Here is an 18,577-nt window from a genome sequence, read left to right on the forward strand (position 1 = left end):
CAGCGCTATATAAGGCGCCCATGACCATCCGGTTTCACAAGATGCAAGGGCTCGGAAACGACTTCGTCGTCATAGACGCGCGGAATCAGGCTTTCAGCCCATTGTTAAATATTATTGTCAGCCTCTGCGACCGTCGTCTGGGTGTTGGCTGCGACCAGTTCGTGCTGCTCGAAGCCCCCGATCGACCCGGCGCGGACGTCAAAGTCCGTTTCTTCAATCCGGACGGCTCGGAAGCCGGTGCCTGCGGCAACGCCTCGCGCTGTGTCGTGGCGCTGCTGGGCAGCGCGCCCGTGCTCCAGACGGCGGCGGGGCTCCTGCCCAGCTTTGAAAATGCGCATGGCGTTCCCGGAGTCGATATGGGCGCGCCACGGCTGGAATGGCAGGACGTGCCGCTGGCCCGGCCCTGCGATACATTGCGGCTGCCGCTCGCTGGCGAACCGGCAGCCTGTTCGATGGGTAATCCGCATGCGACGTTTTTTGACGGGATCGGCGATGCGGCGACGCGTGGCCCCGCGCTGGAGCGGGATTCTCTTTTCCCCGAGCGCGCCAATATCGGCTTTGCGCAGGTCATGGCGCGCGGCGCCTTGCGTCTGCGTGTCTGGGAGCGAGGGGCGGGGCTGACACCGGCCTGCGGCTCGGGCGCGTGCGCGGCGGTGGTCAACGGCGTGCGGCGTGGTCTGCTCGATCGCTCCTGTCGCGTGGACATGGACGGGGGCACTCTCGACATCGTGTGGCGCGAGGACGGCCATGTGCTGATGGCTGGTCCGGCGACCCATGTGTTTGAAGGGTTCTGGCCGGTATGAGCGGCGCGGACGTTCTCACCTTCGGCTGCCGTCTCAATCTGCATGAAAGCGAGGCGATCGCGGCACAGACGCGTCATCTGGATGATGTCGTGATCGTCAATACCTGCGCGGTGACGGCCAGCGCCGAGCGGCAGGCCCGGCAGGCCGTGCGGCGCGCGCATCGCGAACGGCCCGACGCGCGGATCGTGGTCACGGGATGCGCCGCACAGGTCGCGCCGGAGAAGTGGCTCGCGCTGCCCGGCGTTTCCCGTATCGTCGGCAACGTCGAAAAAACCAAGGCCGCCATCTGGAAAGCCGACGCTCTCGATGCGCCGCCGCGACCGGTGCCCGACATCATGACCGCGCCCGTCCCGGCGACGCCGGTGGTGGAAGCCGGCGGTCATGTGCGGGCGCTGCTCCAGGTCCAGCAGGGCTGCGATCATCGCTGCACGTTCTGCATCATTCCGTTCGGACGCGGGCCGTCCCGCTCGGTGGGGGTGGCGGACGTGGTCGGACGTGCCCGCGTGCTCGTGGAAGCCGGGCATCGCGAGATCGTCCTTACGGGCGTGGACATCGCGTCTTGGGGGCAGGATCTCGACGGCAGGCCCACGCTGGGCGTGCTGTGTCGCGCGGTGCTCGACGGCGTGCCGGATCTGGCGCGACTGCGTCTGTCCTCGCTCGATCCGGCGGCGTTCGATGAGGAACTCTGGCGGGTTCTGGCGGAAGAGCCGCGTTTCGCGCCGCATCTCCATCTGTCGCTTCAGGCCGCGAACGATCTCGTGCTCAAGCGGATGAAACGCCGTCACAGCCGGGCGCAGGCTGGCGCGCTGATCGAGCGTGCGCGAAGCCTGCGTCCCGAACTGGGGGTCGGGGCCGATCTGATCGCCGGATTCCCCACGGAAACCGACGAGCAGGCGCAGGACACGCTCGATTTCGTGCGGGACCATCGCATCGCCTATCTCCATGTCTTTCCCTATAGCGAGCGTCCCGGCACACCGGCCGCTCGCATGCCCGCCGTGCCGAACGCCCTGCGTCAGCAGCGCGCCGCCGCGTTGCGTGAAGCCGGTCTGGCCAACCGGACGCTCTTCTGGCAAGGGCTGGTCGACCAGGGGCTGATCGGCGAAACGCTCGACGTTCTCATGGAAGGGCCGGAGCGGGGACATTCCGCGCAATTCGCCGCCATTCGCCTGACAGGGACCCGCGCGCAACGCGGCGAGCGCCTGATTGTGCGGGCCGTGGCTCTTGACCCTGACGCCGTTGTCGCGAGGATGACCTGAATGTCCGGATTTTTTTCACGCCTGAAGCAGGGTCTCTCGCGTTCGACGCAGAAGCTCAATGCCGCCCTGAATCATCGCTTTCTCGACGAGAGCGCCCTCGAAGACCTCGAAGACGCGCTGATCGCCGCCGATCTCGGCCCTGCCGTGGCGGCGCGCGTCATCGCCGGGTTCCGCACATCGCGCTTTGGCCGCAACGTCACCACCGAGGAAATCCAGGAGACGCTGGCCACCGAGATCGCGCGCGTGCTGGAGCCCGTGGCGATCCCCTTCGAGCCGGATTTTTCGCACAGGCCGCATGTCTGCCTCGTCGTCGGCGTCAATGGCGTCGGCAAGACGACGACCATCGGCAAAATGTCGAAATGGTTTCGCGATCAGGGCAAATCGGTGATGATGGTCGCGGGCGATACGTTTCGCGCCGCTGCCGTCGAGCAGCTTCAGGTCTGGGGCGAGCGCACGGGCGCGCCGGTCATCGCGGGCAAGCCGGGTGGCGATGCGGCGGGGCTGGCTTTCGAGGGCATCAAACGCGCGCGTGAGACCGGCACCGACATCGTTTTCGTGGACACGGCCGGACGCCTGCACAACAAGGGCGCGCTGATGGAGGAACTGGCCAAGATCATCCGCGTCATGAAGAAATTCGACGATACGGCGCCGCACTCGGTCCTGCTCGTCCTCGATGCGACGACGGGGCAGAACGCCATCGAACAGGTCCGCGTTTTCCGCGAAATGGTCAATGTGACCGGTCTCGTCGTGACCAAGCTCGACGGTTCGGCGCGGGGCGGCATCGTCGTGGCGCTTGCCGAGGCGTTCAAACTGCCGGTTCATCTCGTGGGGGTTGGCGAGCAGGTGGAGGACCTGCGCCCGTTCTCGGCCCGGGATTACGCGCGGGGGCTGGTCGGCGGGTCCGGCGATCTGGCGGCGCGACTTGTTGAAGGCGAAACCGAGGCCCGGTGAGGCATCATGATCTCCTATGTCGCGTTTCTGAGGGCCGTGAATGTCGGCGGGACCGGGAAACTGCCGATGTCGGATCTCGTGCGTCTTTGTGTGAATGCGGGTCTCGTGAATCCGCGCACCTATATTGCGAGCGGCAATATCGCCTTCTTGAGCGCGGCTTCGGAAGCCGAAGTGCGGACCGCCCTGGAGGAAAAGCTCGCGGCCTTCGCCGGTCGTCCGGTTGGCGTGATCGTGCGCAGCGCGGCTGAAATCGCGGATGTTCTCAGCCGAAATCCCTTCGCTCATCAGCCCGGCAATCGCGTCATGGCGCTTTTTACGGATGAAGCGCTGCCTGAAGATCCGCTGGCGCGTGCGACGGGTCATGCCAATGAAGAGATTGCCCTCGGTCGGCGCGAGTTGTTCATCTTCTATCCGGACGGTATGGGCCGCACGCGCCTGCGCCTTGCCGCCGAGAAGCAGGGGACCATGCGCAATATGAATACGATTGCGAAAATGGCGGCGCTTTCCTCGGTCGTATAGCTGGCCTTTCCAGGGGCCGTCTCGCGTCCGTCCGCTCTGTTGTCAGATGCGCAGCTCAATAGAGGCCCGGCACCAGTTTCCAGCTATGGGCGCGATAGGCCGTCCATTCAGGACCGAACGCCTCGGACATGACCTGCTCTTCGATCGCGATCCGGCGCAGAAAGACCATGAGCGGCGGTATGAAAATGATGGCGAGGGAAAAGATATTGTCGAGAAGGAATCCGAGTCCGCAGAGCGTCATCAGCGCGCCTGAATAGGATGGATGGCGAATGTAGCGGTAAGGACCGTCGCGCAGAAGGGTTTGACCGGGGGCGAGGGCGACATCGACCGTAAACCAGCGACCCAGACGCCAGATCGAGTACCAGCGCAACACCAGGCCAGCGATGACGAGTAGGTCACCCGTCGCGCCGAGCGCGGTACCCCAGGGTAATTTTCCGGCTGGGCACGACCAGGAAGCCCGGCATGCCAGCGTGATCGATACCGGCAGGACGATCCAGAAGAGCGTCAGCGAGCGGCGGTCGCGCGATACACGCGCGCTCCCGGACCGGCGAAGCACCAGCAGGACGATCTCTCCCAGAGTGAAAGCGATGACGGATAAAAGTGCGACGTAACGCATCAGACGTCTTTCACTCAGCAGTGTCCGCGTCTTTGTGGCGGCGTTTTACGTCCTGCCAGAGCGTTTCGAGCGTCGCAAGATCCTGCTCGGCGATCACCGAGCCGCTTTCGGCGAGTATGTCTTCCATATCATTGAATCGCCGTGCGAATTTCGCATTGGCGCGACGCAGGCAGGCTTCGGGGTCCAGTTTCAGCTTGCGGGCCAGATTCGCCGTGGTGAACAGGACGTCCCCGATCTCGTCTTCGAGCCGGTCGAGATCGCCCCCGGCCAGTTCGGCGCGCACCTCCTCGATTTCCTCGCCGATCTTGTCGAGCGCTTCCTCCGCCGTTCCCCAGTCGAAACCGACGCGCGCGGCGCGGGCGCTGTATTTGCCCGCCTTCATCAGGGCCGGGAGATGATCGGGGATGCCCGCCAGCGCGCCATGCTCCTTGCGGCTCGCACGCTCGGCTTCCTTGTTGCGTTCCCAGAGGTCCGAATCCAGCGTGGCGTCACCGAAAACATGGGGATGGCGGCGGATCATCTTGTCGCCGATCATCCGCGCGACGGTCGCGAAGTCGAAGCGTCCGGCCTCCTGTGCGATCCGCGCCTGATAGACGACCTGAAGCAGGAGATCGCCCAGCTCGTCCGGCAGGCTCCGCCAGTCCTCCCGGGCGATGGTGTCCATCACCTCATAGGCCTCCTCGATCGCATAGGGCGCGATGCTCGCATGCGTCTGGACCCGATCCCACGGACAGCCCGTTTCGGGATCACGCAGCCGCGCCATGATGGCGAGGAGGCGATCGAGTTCGGCGGCGGCGGTGCGGTCGGTCATGGCGTGGTCCGGTCGGGGCGTCCTGTCGGACGGAGCAAGAAATTGGTCTGCCGGGCGGAGGTTCGGCCCGGTCATCCGTTGCAATTACTGGCCCGCCTTGTTTCCGGGGACAAGAGGCGGTCTTTATCGTGCTGGGTGAAGTGCGCCGATGGAAGTTTTTGCGCGGATCCGCTAGGGGATTGAGCCACACGACCAACTGGAGCGAGGCGGTATGGCGCGCATCTTCATCGACGGCGAGGCAGGAACGACGGGGCTGGGTATCCGCCAGCGCCTTGAGGCTCTTCCGGTCGAGGTCCTGTCGATCGACCCCGCTCTTCGCAAGGATCCTCAGGCCCGCCGCGATCTCATGGCGCGATCCGATCTCGTCGTGCTCTGTCTGCCCGATGACGCGGCGCGCGAAGCCGTGGCTCTGGCGCGTGACCTGCCCGATGTCCGCCTTCTCGACGCCAGCACGGCCCATCGGGTCGCGGAGGGATGGGATTATGGCCTTCCCGAAATGGACGCGCGGGCCCCGGAGCGCATCGCGGCGTCGCGGCGCGTCAGCAATCCGGGCTGCTATCCGACCGGCGCCATCGCATTGCTGCGACCACTGATCGACGCGGGGTTGCTGCCGGCGGATCATCCCGTTTCGATCAATGCCGTCAGCGGCTATACCGGCGGCGGCAAGGCGGAGATCGAGGCGCATGAGGCGGCGCACGGCCCGGCCTTCGAGCTTTACGGCCTGACCCTCTCGCACAAGCATGTTCCCGAAATCCAGACCTATTCCGGCCTGACGCGGCGTCCACTTTTCGTGCCGTCGATCGGACATTTTCCGCAGGGGATGATCGTGTCGATTCCCCTGCATCTCGACACATTGCCAGGTCAGCCCTCGAAGGCGGTTCTCGATGACGCGTTGAGAGCGGCTTATGCGACGGGAGGCCGGGTTCGCGTCGAGTCTCCCGACCTCGTGCGTCTGGATGCGGCCGCGCTGGCCGATTCGGACGACATGGAACTCCGCGTTCATGGCAACGACACCAACCCGCATGTCCTGCTGACGGCGCGGCTGGACAACCTCGGCAAGGGAGCTTCCGGGGCGGCGATCCAGAACATCCGCCTGATGCTGGGTCTCTGAACGTTTGGCGTTTGAACGAACTCTCCGTCCGGTGACGCTCTGTGCGTTGACGCGTGGGGAATCGGGGGCGCTCAGCGGCTCAGCGCGGCACCAGCGTCAGGGTCGTTTCCGTCCTGCCGGGGAGCAGGGCGCGCGCCTGACCGTTGACCCAGGCTTCGTGCCCCCGCAGAAAATAGGGTGACAGCGGATTGGCGGCCTGTCCGGCGGGCATCTCGAACAGTGCGCTCTGTTCGTGGCCCGGACTGACCACGATGCGTTCGGAGGCTCCGAAACCGGGACTCTGGACGCGGGGCACGAGGGTGTCGCCCGCTTCCGGCACGTCGGGCGGATCGGTCAGGAAACCCAGGAGCGGCACGACGCGGGCGAGCGGATGATGGATGCCGACATGGTTGAACGCGCCCCAGCGATAATGGTCCAGCCCCCCGGCTTTCCACACGTCGCGCGTCAGATCGGCGAGAAGCCTGTCTTCCGTCGCATCCCAGCTCGTCGAGCCGGGCGGCACGAGGGCTGGCGGTCGGTCGGTCAGCATCTTCTCGACGGCCCAGGCGCTCCGTGCGGGCGCCCGCAATCCGTGATGGACGGGCACGTTGAGGCCGCCAGCCCATGCGCCGAAAATGGTCGCGATGGCGTGCTCGCGATATGTGCGAACGAGACGATATCCGATGGACTCCGGCACGGCGTGCCCGCCCCAGCGCATGACCGCCTCACGATAGCCGGCATAGGCCGGTTCCTGCGCGTGACGATCCAGAGCGCGCAGGAGCAGTGTCTGCCAGCCGGCGATCTGGGTGGCATGGTCGTCGAGTTGGATGGCCTTGAGGTCGGTTTCGGTGAACGAGTCGCGGGCCTGCAGGCGGTCCCGGATTTGGGAGGCGCGCATTCCGTCCGCGTAACCGCCATCGCCGAGCGTCGCAAGCGCGGCGCCTCCGACAATGCGGCCATTCGCGGTCCACAGCCTCCCGCCCGGCGGATCGATGATTTCCGGCACTTCCGCAGGCGTCAGATAGCCGTTCCAGCCATGGGTTCCATTCGCCCAGGAATGCGGCAAGCGGTCGTTTAGGCCGACTCGTCTGGGGATCATGCCGATGATCGTCCATGCGATATGACCGGCCCGATCGCCGACGAGCATGTTCTCGGCCGGAAGTGCGGCACGATGGGCCGCATCGAGGGCATGACGGATGTCGGTGGCGCGCTCGATATCGAGGAAGCCTTCCATGCCGATGGCGTTGTCATCCTCCGCGCTCCATCTCCAGACCAGCGGGGCGCCCGAGGAGTCGTGCCCCATGATCGGTCCCCAGACGGTCTGCTCGATCCGGTTCGGGCGGCATGGCGCGCGCGCCGCGCAAAGCGGCTCGTCCAGGATCTCCACGGTCCGGGGGCCGTTTGGCGTCTGGTAGCGCGGCAGGACATTTTCCCTCTCGGCGGGGACCATGTCGAGGCGGATCAGGTCTCCGCTCTCGACATATCCATCCGTAAAGCCCCAGGCGACCGCGCCATTGGTGCCCACGACCTGAAACGGCATGCCGGGAAGCGTGACCCCGTTGAGGTCGAGCATGGGAGCGGGACCGTCGGGCGCGGCTACGATCTGCCGTGCGCGATACCAGATATTCGGCACACCGAGATCGAGGTGCATGTCATTGGCGATCATGGCCGAACCGGTCCGGGTCAGAGCCCCGGATATCGCAAAGCTGTTTGAGCCGTGCTCCGCCGGTGGAGGCTGGCTCATGCCTGAAGTGGCGTTCGTCCCGTTCGGGCGCGTGGTGGGCATCGGCGGCAGCGCGCTGACCGACCCGTCGTCCGGCGCATCGAATGCGGTGATCTCGGGATCCAGAAACGCGGTCATTTCGGGGCCGAGCGCAGCCGTCAGGGTGCCGCGTAGCTGCTGGGCTTCGCCGTTATCGCTCTGGAGGTCGAAATACATCGCATCCACGACGAGCAGGGAGTCCTCGGCCGTCCAGGGCGTCGGTGCGGCGCGCAGGATCGTATATTCGAACGGGGCGTGTCCGAGCGCATTCAGCCCCGCATTCACGCCCTTCGTGTAGGCGTCGAGAACGGCGCGCGCCTCGTCGCTCTGCGAGGCGAGCAACCGGCCCGCACGCGCGCGGAAACGATGGAGGCGATGACGGCGGTCCAGAGACAGGGCGACCGGGCCCACCAGTTCGGACAATGTGCCGCCGCCCGTCCGTCGCAGGAGGTCCATCTCGAAGAAGCGCTCCTGTCCGTGAAGAAAGCCCAGCGCGCGGGCCAGATCTTCGCGGTTGCGGGCCGTCAGCGTCGGCACGCCGTCGGCGTCGCGGGCGATGGAGACGGAGGATGACAGGCCAGGGAGGGCGTGCTGCCCGTCGAGCTGGGGGCGGCTGGCATGGAGGATGTGCCAGCCATAGCCTCCCGCGAGAACGAGACCGACGGCGACGATGCCAGAGAGCCCCGCCGCGACGGTGACCGCCACGGTGAGGGGGCGACGCGGGAATGGTTTGCGGACAGATGGAATGCGGGCGGATGAAAGGTCCGGTGTGGTGTTCATGCGCGTCATGTACCGCTCGTGGTTGGTCAGGGGACCGGCTGCCCCGTCAGATCCCGTTTTTGCCCGCCCGGATCACGGACATGCATTTCGGTGGCGCTCTCGTCGAGATAGTTCGGGCCTATGGGCACTTTCCCATGTCCACCGGGGATGTCCAGCACATAGGTCGGCCAGGCCAGGCCCGTAACCCGTCCGCGCAGATCCGCCAGCAGCGCGCGACCGGCCGCGATCGGCACGCGAAAATGCGCGGTGCCGGGGGCCGGGTCGAGCTGGTGGAGATAATAAGGCTTGATGCGGGCGCTCACCATCGCGCGCAGGAGGGCTTCGAGGCTGTCGGGCGTGTCGTTGACGCCGCGCAGGAGTACGGACTGCCCTAGGAGGGGAATGGCGCGCGCCAGCACGTCTCGCATCGCCTGGCGCGCCGCGGCCGTCAGTTCGCGCGCATGGTTGATGTGAACGACCAGCCACATGGCCCGGTCGGTCTCCATCGCGTCCAGCAGTTCCGGTGTCATGCGTTCGGGGGCTGCCACCGGCACGCGGGAATGGATGCGGATCGTCTCCACATGCGGAATGGCCGAAAGGGTGTCGATGATATGGCGCAGGCGTCGGGGGCTGAGCATCAGGGGGTCGCCGCCCGTGAGAATGACCTCGCGGATCGCCGGATGCGCGCGAATCCAGTCCATGGCCTGCGCAAGCTCGGCGTCTCCGAGCACGCCCCCATCGGGGCCGACATGCTCGCGGCGGAAGCAGAAGCGGCAGTAGAGCGGGCAGACGAGCAGCGGCTTGAGCAAAGCGCGGTCGGCGTATCGATGCACGATCCCGGGCACGGGCGACAGGGCGTCGTCTCCGATGGGGTCGGGATCCTCGTAAGGCGCGATCATGCTCTCGGCGGGTGAGGGGATGACCTGAAGGCCGATCGGATCGTCAGGAGATTCGATGAGATCCAGGAACGCGGGCGGGATGGCCGTCGCGTAATGGCCGCCCAGGGCGTCGAGGGCCTGGACGTCACGATCCGCGACGAGGCCATGCGCCACGAGGTCGGAAACCTTGCGCAGCGTGACGCGGCGGGCGGGCGTCCGGACGCCGGACGCCGATGCAGGGATTGCCGATGCAGGGGTTTCCGATACCGGGAAGGACTCTGAGGCGGGGGGCTTGACCATCGATGTCATGCGCGGGCTGTACTGTAGCCGATACCGTTCCCGCAACCGGAGAACTCGACGTTGGAAGAAGCATTTTCGGACATGGCGACCTCTGTCGATCAGGCGCGCATTCATGAGCGGCTGCCGCTGCTGATGCGCCGCGCCGCTTTGACTCGTGGAGTACGGGCCTTTTTCGACGGTCGGGGCTATGTCGAGGTCGAGACGCCTTATGCCGTGCCGACGCCGGGTGAGGAGGTGCATCTCCAGTGTTTCCGCACGGAACTCCAGCGTCCGGACGGCAGGCGGGAATCGCGTTTTCTCCATACGAGTCCCGAATTCGCGATGAAGCGAATCGTGGCGGCGACAGGATTGCCGACGTTCCAGCTGGCGCGGGTCTGGCGTAACGGCGAAGCCAGCGCCCTTCATGCGCCCGAGTTCACCATGCTGGAATGGTATCGGCCTCATGCGGATCTTGCGTCGCTCATGGATGAGACTGAAGCCCTGCTGCGTCATGTGCTGCCGCCCGTGCTGGATCGGACGGCGGGGCCGCTGGCCTTCGATCGCCCTTTCGAGCGGCTGACCATGGCCGAGGCCTTCACCCGTTTCGTCGGCGTCGATCTCCTCGCGATCGGGGAGGATGCCCACGCTCTGGCGAATGCCGCGCGCACCGTGCTGAGAGAGAATGAAACATGGGAGGATCTCTTTTTCCGCCTGCTTCTGGAACGTGTCGAACCGCAGATCGGCCGTGACCGACCCTGTTTTCTCACGCACTGGCCGACGGCGCAGGCGGCACTCGCGCGCCGTGACCCGGCTGATCCGCGCGTCGCGCTGCGCTTCGAGCTTTACGCCGATGGCATCGAACTCGCCAATGCGTTCGAGGAATTGACGGAGCCGCGGGAGCAGCGCGCGCGGTTCGAGGTGGATCGGGCGCGCCGAATCTCTCTTTATCCGGAACAGAACTGGCCGCTCGATGAGGCGTTTCTGGAAGAACTGGCGGCCATGCCCCCTTGCAGCGGGATCGCGCTGGGCTTTGACCGGCTTGTCATGCTGGCTGTCGGGGCGTCTCGCATCAATGACATACTATGGCTGACTTAAAGCTTTTGTAACTTGCGAGAGTTTTATACATTTATACCCCTTGTCGCGGGATATAAGCGGGCGAAGTTCTTAGTCGGGGGCTGACGGGCGGGCGTCATCCGGGGCGGGCCTCATCCGGGAAGGAAAAAACACAAGATGAAATACGTTCGGCTGCTTCCCTTCGTTTCTGTTCTGGCACTGGCGGCATGTGATGTCCCGACGTTGGAACAGAAGAAGGTTCTCGATTCCATGGTCGGCAGGACGGACGTGGACGTCATCCGCCAGTTCGGCGTTCCGACGCGCGCCTATCAGGCGGGCGGACACAACTTCCTGGCCTACATCCAGAACGAAACGCAGTATTCTCCTGGTTCCAACTGGGGTTGGGGCTGGGGTGGCGGCGGCGGTCCGTGGGGCTGGGGCGGCGGTTACGGTGGCTGGGGCGGCTGGGGTGGCGGTTACGGCGGCTGGGGCGGTGGAATGGGCATGGGAATGCCATCGACCTATTACAACACGACGTGTCAGACCACGTTTGAACTCGTCGACAGCCGTGTTATCGGCTGGACAATGCGCGGCGACGGTTGCTGACATAGGCATGCGACGTCGTGCAGGCGGAGCTTCACGACGAGGAACGTATGATGGCGGCTGGTTTGCGGATGGAGGCTGTCAGGCGCCTCGGGATGGCGCTCGGAGTCACTCTGGTTCTGTCAGCCTGTGAAAGTGGCGCTCGACAGGATCCATGGATGGTCCGCCCCTCCGCCCGCGCGGACGTGATGCCGGCCAGTTCGCATGAAGCGCAGAATGCTGAGCTGATCTCCAAAAACGTCGTGTCGTCGTCGGTGGCGTTCGCCGCGCCGACAACGATGTCCTATCCGGATCGGCCGCTGGCGGAAAACCTCGCGAATTCGGTCGAGATGTCCGATTATACCGTCGCGCTTGAGAGCACGGGACTAATGTCCACGTTGCGCCGTGCCGGTCCATTTACGGTGTTCGCCGTTCCCAACTGGCCTCTCGAGGCGTTGGCGAAACAGTGGCCGGGAGGTCTTCAGTCTCCGCAATTCGAGCCGCAGATGCGGGCGATCCTGAGCTATACGATCGTGCCTGGAAAGTGGGACGAGGCGCATATCCGCAAGGTTATGGCTCAACGACATGTGACGACGATCGCGCTGTACACGTTGAACGGCGCGGTTTTGCAGGTCCGTCTTGAGGCAGCATCCGGACAGTTGGTGCTGTCCAATACGCGCGGTGAAATCAACCGCCTGTGGCTGACGGGTTTGCCCCAGTCCAATGGCGTGCTCTACTTCACGCAAGGGGTTCTGACGCCGACGTCATCTCGCCCGATCTGAGGTCGGCGGGCCCCTTCCGAAACAGACCATCCGCCGACGATTATGTTCCAATCGATTTCTTCTTGTTCGCCGGGCAGGAACGGGTAAGTGAGCGTTAAGGAATATCGTGTCGTGTGACGGCACGATATGAACATAACAGGGTTGTGGTCCATCGGCGCCGGACGGGATTGTCTGCGGTTTTGCAACCGCGGGTGAAAGGCTGGATTCGGTGCATGGCTTCAGGGAGTTTCTCGGTGCTGGTTGATACGGACGCTCAAAGTCTTTCCCTGTGGCGGCGTAAATGCCTGGATGGGAATATCCAGCGGCTGGAGCAGTCCTCCGCGGAGTCGATCAGGACACTTGCGCACCAGGTCCGGGTTGGCTTGCAGGAGAGTGACCTGCCGTCCGAAGTTCTTTTCAGGACGCTTATTGAGGCGTTGCCCGCAGCTTCCGAAGCTGGTGCGGCCCATGCGGTTGCGCGTCTGGCCTATGTGATCAGTCGTAAGCCCGGAAGCTACTGGCAGGGATTGTTTCCTTATTTTCGCGCCAGTCATCGGTCCGCCCGCACGTATTTCAACGCGTCATTCTCTTTCGAAGACGAAATCGTACCGACGCTGCCCGCGCGGATTCGTCAGTGTCGGCCCGACCGCGAGTCTTACGGTCTTGCGGAGGTCGAGCAGATCGGCCTGTTCAACAAGAACAGAAAATTTCTCTACAGGTCGTATAACAAGGCTGAAGCACAGAACTATCTCGGTGAATATTTTGGCCGGGATGTTCTTGATCTCTTCAACGCGATCCATATTCCTCAAGGGGAATCCGATTTCTTCCTGCTTGCGAGCCTGCTTCGTGAAGGCGGTGTCTCCGCGGATGTGTGTTCCGTGGCGAAGGCATCGATTTCGCCGCTTCTCGCCGCTGTCGAGGGGGTGGGGGTCGTCGAGCGCGATAGCCATATCGAAAAGAACTTTTTCTGCGCGCCAGCCGGGTCTCCCCTGATCAGGGCTTATTTCGAAAAGGTTCTCGCCTATCTCGTGCATTGTGCGGAAGCCAGTATCGCCCCCTCTTATGAGCAACTGACCTCAAGAGACGCCTTTCAGTCCTTTCTGTTCGATTCCTTTTGTGAAGGTCTGGACTTTGTTTCGTCCGAGAAGCTGACCCTGATCGACGGTTCGACTTATGATGCCTTCGTGCAGGCCGGGGTCGAGGAAGAAAATCTCTGCCACGTTGACGATGGCGCATCTTTCCCGAGAACATCGCTCCTGGGGCGTGCCAGCCCGGGTTTTGTCGATGTTTCCTGGAAAGCCGATCGGGTTGTCTCATCATTGCCGGGACATTATTTTGCGCCTTCGGATCATGTCCGACTGATCGGACATAACGCAGTCCCCCATCTGATCCGGCAGGCGCACGATCCTGTCGCCATTCCCAAACTCAACATTTTCCAGACTTATGATCTGGGGCTGAGTGGTCACGGTTGCATCTGGAAAGACGGTCGTTTCCTGCGTCTCGAAGCCTATCTCTCTTTCGTCGCGGAGTCGGAAACTCATCACGGCCATTGGCGGACGCCGGCCAGTGCGGACGCCGTCCGGATCGTTGAAGAGCCGTCCATTGTTGCTTTCGGTGCGGGTTTTGGGTGCTATGGCCATTATCTTGTCGATGACGTGCCGCGACTGGCTCTGGCGCGTCATCTTCTCGGTGAGGAAGCCTATCAGAGCCGCCGCGTCATTGTTCCGCAGTCAACACCGGACTGGGCCATTGGCGTTCTCAAGGCTCTGGCCGGGGTGCGGGAAGAGGCGCTCCTGTTCTTCGATCACACAAGAGAGTTCCTCCAGGTGCGAGATGCGATCGTGCCGTCTTTCGCCCATCGAGACTACCGGTTTCATTCCTTCGTACGTGACTATTACGGCAGCCTCGCGAAAAACGCGGCGACGCCTTTTCGTCGCATCTGTCTGTCTCGCAGGGCCTGGGAGCCACACAAGGTCAACCAGCGGGTCTTCGAGGAGCAGGAGAAATTCGAGGGTATGGCTGTCGAGCGGGGGTTCGAACTCGTGGCTCCGGAGACACTTCCGATAGAAGACCAGATTCGCCTTCTTGCGGAGACACGCTGCCAAATCGGCGAGCACGGTTCGGCCCAGCATGCGTCGATTTACAACCGCTTCGGCATGACGGTCGGGACCATCAATCCTTTGACGGAAATCCAGACCAATCTGGGGCGTCTTTATGGCGACACGAACGTCATCACCTTCGCTGATGGCCAGCGCGGAGATGACAAGGGCAACACGTTTTTCTCGCTTTCCGACGCGAAACTGGAGCAGTTTTTTGCAACGGTCGAAGCGGAGGATCGGGCCCGGTCTTCCCGCTATAGGTCAATGGCAAGCCTCTGAAGCTCGGTTGGTATCCGTAAGATCAGCTTTCCAATAGGTTATGGATGGCCCGAAAACGTTCGAGTGAGGCGGCAATATCGAGAAGGTCGGGCGTCAGAGCCAGAAAATCAGCGCCAGAGGCGATCATCGCACGTGCGGTTTCGATCGAGGTGACGTCTTCTGCCACGAGTGGAAGTTCGGCGATGTCCGTCCACCATTCGATCAGTTCCGGCGGCGCATTTTCGAAGGCGACATAATCGACATCCGCTTCTCCGGCTGACATGGCCTCGTCCCGGCTTGCGCCGCACGACATGCCGAGTTGGAGCGTGTCGCCGATCTTTTGACGTGCATCGGCCAGAAGGGGCGAATGACGGGAAAGATGAACGCCGTCGCACTCCAGTTCGCGCGCCAGGGACGGCAGATCGGTCAGCATGAGCGCGATGTTATGTCGACGTGTCAGGGGCATGAGCGCCTGAACGGCTGTTTTCGCCATTTCAGGGTCCGTAGTGGTCAGCCGGATGGCATCGGGCCGTGCGATGGCGATTGCTTCTGACACGAAACCGCTATGCCTGGCGGCGTCGAATTCGGTCGGGAGCACGAGGTAAAGCCCGCTGCTAGGCATGTGATGTTTCCAGTCATGAGTGATGGCATGGAGCGCCGATCGCGCGGCCTTCGAGAGGAAAGCGCGCGTTGTCTTATGGCACGGCGCCGGCAAGAAAGGTGGCCAGTTTCAGGCGATGATATTCCGCATAGGGGGGCAGGCCGAGAGAGAGCGCCTCGGGACGCGTATCCAGGATGTGCGCCCCACAGGTCTTCGCGAGAGCGCCAAGAGCGCGGCGTTGGGCGGGATTTCCGCTGAACACGACATAAACCTGACCATGTCGCATGGCCCAGGCGGCGACCGCCGCCGCTGTTCCGCAATCGAGAATGTCAGGGTGAGCGTTATCGTGCATGAGCGCTCGCCACCAGGGTGCTCCCAGGGCAAGAGCCGCTCCGGGGGCGGAAATCAGTGCGACCGGTTCGGGAGATCGGATGGATTCGAGGAGTGTGAATGTCTGCGGGCACGCAATCTCAACGATGCGTGGAGGCAGGGGCGGCAACGCGATGGGTTGGGAAGGATTGTCTGTGTTCATGCTTGACGGGACGGTCGGATAAAGGCTTCCTGAGCGAATATTCACGATAGCATGAAGTGGGGCGTCGATTGAAACTGCAGGACCGAACGCGTGAAGAGTCGAGGGCTACGGATCCGACGGATCGGCTGGCCAGTGCCCTGACACGCATCGCGTATGCCCTTGACCGAGCTCCGTCACAGACTGAGGTGGAACTGCAGACGATCGCCGCCAATATCGATGCGCTCCGGGTTCGTATCCGGACGTCCCTCGAGGCGGGTTCCGACTCAGAAGAGGAGAGATAAGGCATGGGGCAGGTTTCCATCCGCCTGAACGGGTATGCTTACAGCGTCAATTGCCAGGACGGCGAGGAGGGCCATCTTCTGGCGATGGCGTCTCAGGTCGAGCGGCGCATCGAGCGCGTGCGCGCTATTGGTGCGGGTGGCAGTGAGGTGCGCTCCCTCGTTCTGGCTGCGCTCCTCATGGCGGACGAGATTCACGATCTTGCGGCCTCGAAGCTGCCCTCCACGGCTGCCGCAACGCTCCTTGCCGCGGAACATGCGGTTCGCGAGAACGAAAACCGTCGTGAACAGCTGCTTCTGCTGGCCGAACGCGCCGAAGGCATTGCAGCGGAGCTTGAGGCTTCCTAATATACGCGTGTGGGACTGCTTGGCGCGTCAGGCAATTCATCCTCTGGGCCGATAAGCGCTTCCTCGGGAGCTGGCTCTGTCGTGGCCGTGGTCACGTTACCCGGCGCCCACCTGCACCTGCAGGTCCGGGAGGGCTGATAAGACCAACGGCTATGGTGGTTCCACACGGTTTTTTCCATGAATCCTGATCACGAGAAGCGCCTACTGCGCGAGCGGATGCGCGCAAAACGGGCCACGCACCCGCAGGACGAGGCAGGGCAGGTCGCGTTGTGCGATAACCTTTTTCGTCTTCTGCACACACTTCCATATCAGAGCATCGGTTGTGTCTGGCCTCTCGCTGGAGAGGCAGACCTTCGTCCGGTCTGCCATGCTCTGCATCAGATCGGTCGGCGCGTTCTACTCCCGGAGACGACGCCCCGCGCCCGACCTCTTGTGTTTCGGGAGTGGACTCCTGATGTGCGGATGGTATCCGGGCTTTTCGGCACCTCGCATCCTGAAGGGGCAGTTGTCGTTCCCGATATTCTTCTGGTGCCCCTTCTGGCGTTCGACCGCCGGGGTGCGCGCCTCGGCTATGGCGGCGGCTACTATGATCGGACGTTATCCGATCTCAAATGTCCGTCCATCGGTTTTGCCTTTGCCTGGCAGGAGGTGGACGTGGTGCCGACCGGTCCGTATGACTGGCCGCTGGATCGAATTGTGACGGACAGGGATATATTGACGTTCCCTGCGCGGTAGGAGTGACGGGGTGCGGCTGGCTTTTCTTGGTGATGTCCTGGGTCGTGCCGGGCGAGACGCGATCACGCAGCATCTTCCGGCCTTGCGAACTTCTCTCCGCCTCGATGTCGTGGTCGCCAATGGCGAAAATGCATCCCACGGATATGGACTCTCCCCGTCGAATGCCGATGATCTGTTTCGTGCGGGGGTGGATGTGATCACGCTGGGCAATCATGCCTGGGATCGTCGGGACATGATCGCTCATATTGGGCAGACCCCCCGTATTATTCGGCCGCTGAATTATCCGCAGGGGACGCCGGGGCAGGGGTACCATCTGCTGTCTCTCGCGGATGGACGGCGAGCTCTGGTGGTCAACGTCATGGGGCGTCTTTTCATGGATGCTCTGGATGATCCGTTTCGTGTGACGGCCGAGCTTCTGACCCGATACAAACTCGGCGCTTCCGTGCAGGCGGTCATTATTGATATTCACGGGGAAGCGACCAGCGAAAAAATGGCGTTTGGTCATGTTTTTGATGGGCATGCGTCGCTCGTTGTCGGCACCCATACGCATGTCCCCACGGCTGATGCCCGGATCCTCAGCAACGGAACCGCCTATCAGACGGATGCAGGTATGTGCGGTGACTACGACAGTGTGATCGGCATGGGAAAAACCGCGTCCATAAGCCGCTTTCTTAAAAAAATGCCGGGTGAGCGACCGCAGCCTGCGGAAGGTGAAGGTACGATGTGTGGCGTGTTCGTTGAGACGGACGACAAGACGGGGCTTGCAAAGTCGGTCCAGCCCATACGAGTCGGTGGTCTTCTTGCTCAGGCATTACCGGCTTGACTGCGTTAATCACTTATTAACCTCGTTGTGGCTCAATCCAGGACTGCGAAAACGCATACTGGAGATTTCCAACATGGCAGGACTCGGAATTCGTCTCGCGGCGGGTGACAAGCTCGTCGTGAATGGCGCCGCCATTCAGTTTGAGACGGACGCACGCATAACGTTCGTCAATCACGTCAATTTTCTTTTCGGACGTCAGATTTTGGCGCCGGATGAGGCTGTGACACCGGCGCGACGGATCTATTTCGCGTTGCAGACCGCCTATGTGGGAACGCCCGAAGAGCGCTGTGAGGCTTTGAAAAGCGCGGAATACTTCATAACCGCCTTTGCGGCGGAAACGACCTCAACCTACGCACGTGCTTTGCTGACGGATGCTCTTCATGCGGCCCGGGACGGTCGGGGTTATGATGCGCTGCGCTTTGCCCGACGTATTATCCGTCACGAAGACGCCGTCCTTGCGCCCAGAATTTCTGATCCGGCTGTATGATTTTTCGTCTCTTTGGAGGCTGGTATTGATCGATTCGTGGTTTGGTTTTTGGGATATGAGGGTGTTTGAGGTTGGCTGATTAGGTGTTTTAGGGATTTTTTTCGTTTTTATGACGTGTGAATGTGTGTGTGGATATTGGGGATAAGTGTTTTTTGGTGAGGTTTTTAGGTTTTTTGGTTGTGGGTAAGTATGATTTTTTAGGGTGTTGACGTGATGTGTTGTGTCGCTTAGAAGGCCGCTCACCGACGCGGTTTGAGTGTTTGGTTCTTGGGTTTTCTGAAGGAATGCCTGGGTTT

At 62.7% G+C, this 18,577-nt stretch carries 19 protein-coding genes and 1 other RNA gene; 14 read left to right on the top strand and 6 right to left on the bottom strand.

Annotation, left to right across the window (positions count from 1 at the left end):
• Positions 1 to 20 precede the first annotated feature (20 nt).
• The 4 genes from dapF to PWM43_RS12440 are packed head-to-tail and all read left to right on the top strand — an operon-like array spanning position 21 to position 3,529.
• Complete coding sequence (gene dapF / locus PWM43_RS12425; protein WP_289842839.1) at positions 21 to 803, top strand: diaminopimelate epimerase; 783 nt, start codon at positions 21 to 23, stop codon at positions 801 to 803.
• The gene (mtaB, locus tag PWM43_RS12430) at positions 800 to 2,059 is read left to right on the top strand and encodes a tRNA (N(6)-L-threonylcarbamoyladenosine(37)-C(2))-methylthiotransferase MtaB (protein WP_289842840.1); all 1,260 of its coding nucleotides are present in this window, start codon (positions 800 to 802) and stop codon (positions 2,057 to 2,059) included. Before dapF ends, mtaB begins: the two co-directional genes overlap by 4 nt.
• Entirely contained in the window at positions 2,060 to 3,010 is a 951-nt protein-coding gene (gene ftsY / locus PWM43_RS12435) for a signal recognition particle-docking protein FtsY (RefSeq protein ID WP_289842841.1), read from the top strand.
• Positions 3,011 to 3,016: 6 nt separating this feature from the next.
• Complete coding sequence (locus PWM43_RS12440; protein WP_289842842.1) at positions 3,017 to 3,529, top strand: DUF1697 domain-containing protein; 513 nt, start codon at positions 3,017 to 3,019, stop codon at positions 3,527 to 3,529.
• A gap of 55 nt (positions 3,530 to 3,584) precedes the next feature.
• Here the strand turns inward: PWM43_RS12440 and PWM43_RS12445 are convergent, their stop codons facing one another.
• Together PWM43_RS12445 and mazG are read right to left on the bottom strand one after the other, a co-directional pair.
• On the bottom strand, positions 3,585 to 4,145 hold the full coding sequence (locus PWM43_RS12445; RefSeq protein WP_289842843.1) for a methyltransferase family protein: 561 nt from the start codon (positions 4,143 to 4,145) through the stop codon (positions 3,585 to 3,587).
• Positions 4,146 to 4,155: 10 nt separating this feature from the next.
• The gene (gene mazG / locus PWM43_RS12450) at positions 4,156 to 4,956 is read right to left on the bottom strand and encodes a nucleoside triphosphate pyrophosphohydrolase (protein WP_289842844.1); all 801 of its coding nucleotides are present in this window, start codon (positions 4,954 to 4,956) and stop codon (positions 4,156 to 4,158) included.
• Between the two features lie 211 nt (positions 4,957 to 5,167).
• Here mazG and argC point away from each other — a divergent pair, with 211 nt between their 5' ends.
• Positions 5,168 to 6,067 carry an N-acetyl-gamma-glutamyl-phosphate reductase gene (gene argC, locus PWM43_RS12455; RefSeq protein ID WP_289842845.1) on the top strand — a complete coding sequence of 300 codons (900 nt, stop codon included), beginning with the start codon at positions 5,168 to 5,170 and terminating at the stop codon, positions 6,065 to 6,067.
• Between the two features lie 79 nt (positions 6,068 to 6,146).
• Here the strand turns inward: argC and PWM43_RS12460 are convergent, their stop codons facing one another.
• Together PWM43_RS12460 and PWM43_RS12465 are read right to left on the bottom strand one after the other, a co-directional pair.
• The gene (locus tag PWM43_RS12460) at positions 6,147 to 8,597 is read right to left on the bottom strand and encodes a penicillin acylase family protein (protein ID WP_289842846.1); all 2,451 of its coding nucleotides are present in this window, start codon (positions 8,595 to 8,597) and stop codon (positions 6,147 to 6,149) included.
• Between the two features lie 17 nt (positions 8,598 to 8,614).
• Positions 8,615 to 9,754 (bottom strand): lysine-2,3-aminomutase-like protein, encoded by a 1,140-nt coding sequence (locus PWM43_RS12465; protein WP_289842847.1) that lies wholly within the window; start codon positions 9,752 to 9,754, stop codon positions 8,615 to 8,617.
• Between the two features lie 72 nt (positions 9,755 to 9,826).
• Between PWM43_RS12465 and epmA the strand changes: the two genes are divergently transcribed.
• The 4 genes from epmA (at position 9,827) to PWM43_RS12485 (ending at position 14,498) form a co-directional block, all read left to right on the top strand.
• Positions 9,827 to 10,819 carry an EF-P lysine aminoacylase EpmA gene (epmA, locus tag PWM43_RS12470; protein ID WP_289842848.1) on the top strand — a complete coding sequence of 331 codons (993 nt, stop codon included), beginning with the start codon at positions 9,827 to 9,829 and terminating at the stop codon, positions 10,817 to 10,819.
• Positions 10,820 to 10,954: 135 nt separating this feature from the next.
• The gene (locus tag PWM43_RS12475) at positions 10,955 to 11,383 is read left to right on the top strand and encodes a hypothetical protein (protein ID WP_289842849.1); all 429 of its coding nucleotides are present in this window, start codon (positions 10,955 to 10,957) and stop codon (positions 11,381 to 11,383) included.
• A 155-nt stretch (positions 11,384 to 11,538) separates the two neighbouring features.
• A complete protein-coding gene (locus PWM43_RS12480; protein ID WP_289842850.1) occupies positions 11,539 to 12,141 on the top strand; it encodes a fasciclin domain-containing protein in 603 nt (200 codons plus the stop codon).
• Between the two features lie 212 nt (positions 12,142 to 12,353).
• Entirely contained in the window at positions 12,354 to 14,498 is a 2,145-nt protein-coding gene (locus tag PWM43_RS12485; RefSeq protein WP_289842851.1) for a glycosyltransferase 61 family protein, read from the top strand.
• 22 nt (positions 14,499 to 14,520) lie between these two features.
• Here the strand turns inward: PWM43_RS12485 and PWM43_RS12490 are convergent, their stop codons facing one another.
• Both PWM43_RS12490 and PWM43_RS12495 read right to left on the bottom strand, forming a co-directional pair.
• A complete protein-coding gene (locus PWM43_RS12490) occupies positions 14,521 to 15,099 on the bottom strand; it encodes a thiamine phosphate synthase (protein ID WP_289842852.1) in 579 nt (192 codons plus the stop codon).
• Between the two features lie 73 nt (positions 15,100 to 15,172).
• The gene (locus PWM43_RS12495) at positions 15,173 to 15,610 is read right to left on the bottom strand and encodes a hypothetical protein (protein WP_289842853.1); all 438 of its coding nucleotides are present in this window, start codon (positions 15,608 to 15,610) and stop codon (positions 15,173 to 15,175) included.
• 284 nt (positions 15,611 to 15,894) lie between these two features.
• Between PWM43_RS12495 and PWM43_RS12500 the strand changes: the two genes are divergently transcribed.
• From PWM43_RS12500 to PWM43_RS12520, 5 genes are all read left to right on the top strand, one after another.
• Positions 15,895 to 16,236, top strand: a complete 342-nt coding sequence (locus PWM43_RS12500) for a cell division protein ZapA (protein WP_289842854.1) — start codon at positions 15,895 to 15,897, stop codon at positions 16,234 to 16,236.
• Positions 16,237 to 16,245: 9 nt separating this feature from the next.
• Positions 16,246 to 16,402, top strand: a non-coding RNA gene (gene ssrS, locus PWM43_RS12505) — 6S RNA.
• Positions 16,403 to 16,413: 11 nt separating this feature from the next.
• The gene (locus tag PWM43_RS12510; protein ID WP_289842855.1) at positions 16,414 to 16,971 is read left to right on the top strand and encodes a 5-formyltetrahydrofolate cyclo-ligase; all 558 of its coding nucleotides are present in this window, start codon (positions 16,414 to 16,416) and stop codon (positions 16,969 to 16,971) included.
• A gap of 10 nt (positions 16,972 to 16,981) precedes the next feature.
• Positions 16,982 to 17,794 carry a TIGR00282 family metallophosphoesterase gene (locus tag PWM43_RS12515; RefSeq protein ID WP_289842856.1) on the top strand — a complete coding sequence of 271 codons (813 nt, stop codon included), beginning with the start codon at positions 16,982 to 16,984 and terminating at the stop codon, positions 17,792 to 17,794.
• Between the two features lie 73 nt (positions 17,795 to 17,867).
• Positions 17,868 to 18,281, top strand: coding sequence for a flagellar biosynthesis repressor FlbT (locus tag PWM43_RS12520; RefSeq protein ID WP_289842857.1), 414 nt, complete (start codon positions 17,868 to 17,870; stop codon positions 18,279 to 18,281).
• The last annotated feature ends 296 nt before the right edge of the window (positions 18,282 to 18,577 follow it).

Origin of the sequence: Brytella acorum (genome assembly GCF_029309905.1) — a bacterium.
In the GTDB taxonomy this organism is placed as follows: Bacteria; Pseudomonadota; Alphaproteobacteria; order Acetobacterales; family Acetobacteraceae; genus Brytella; species Brytella acorum.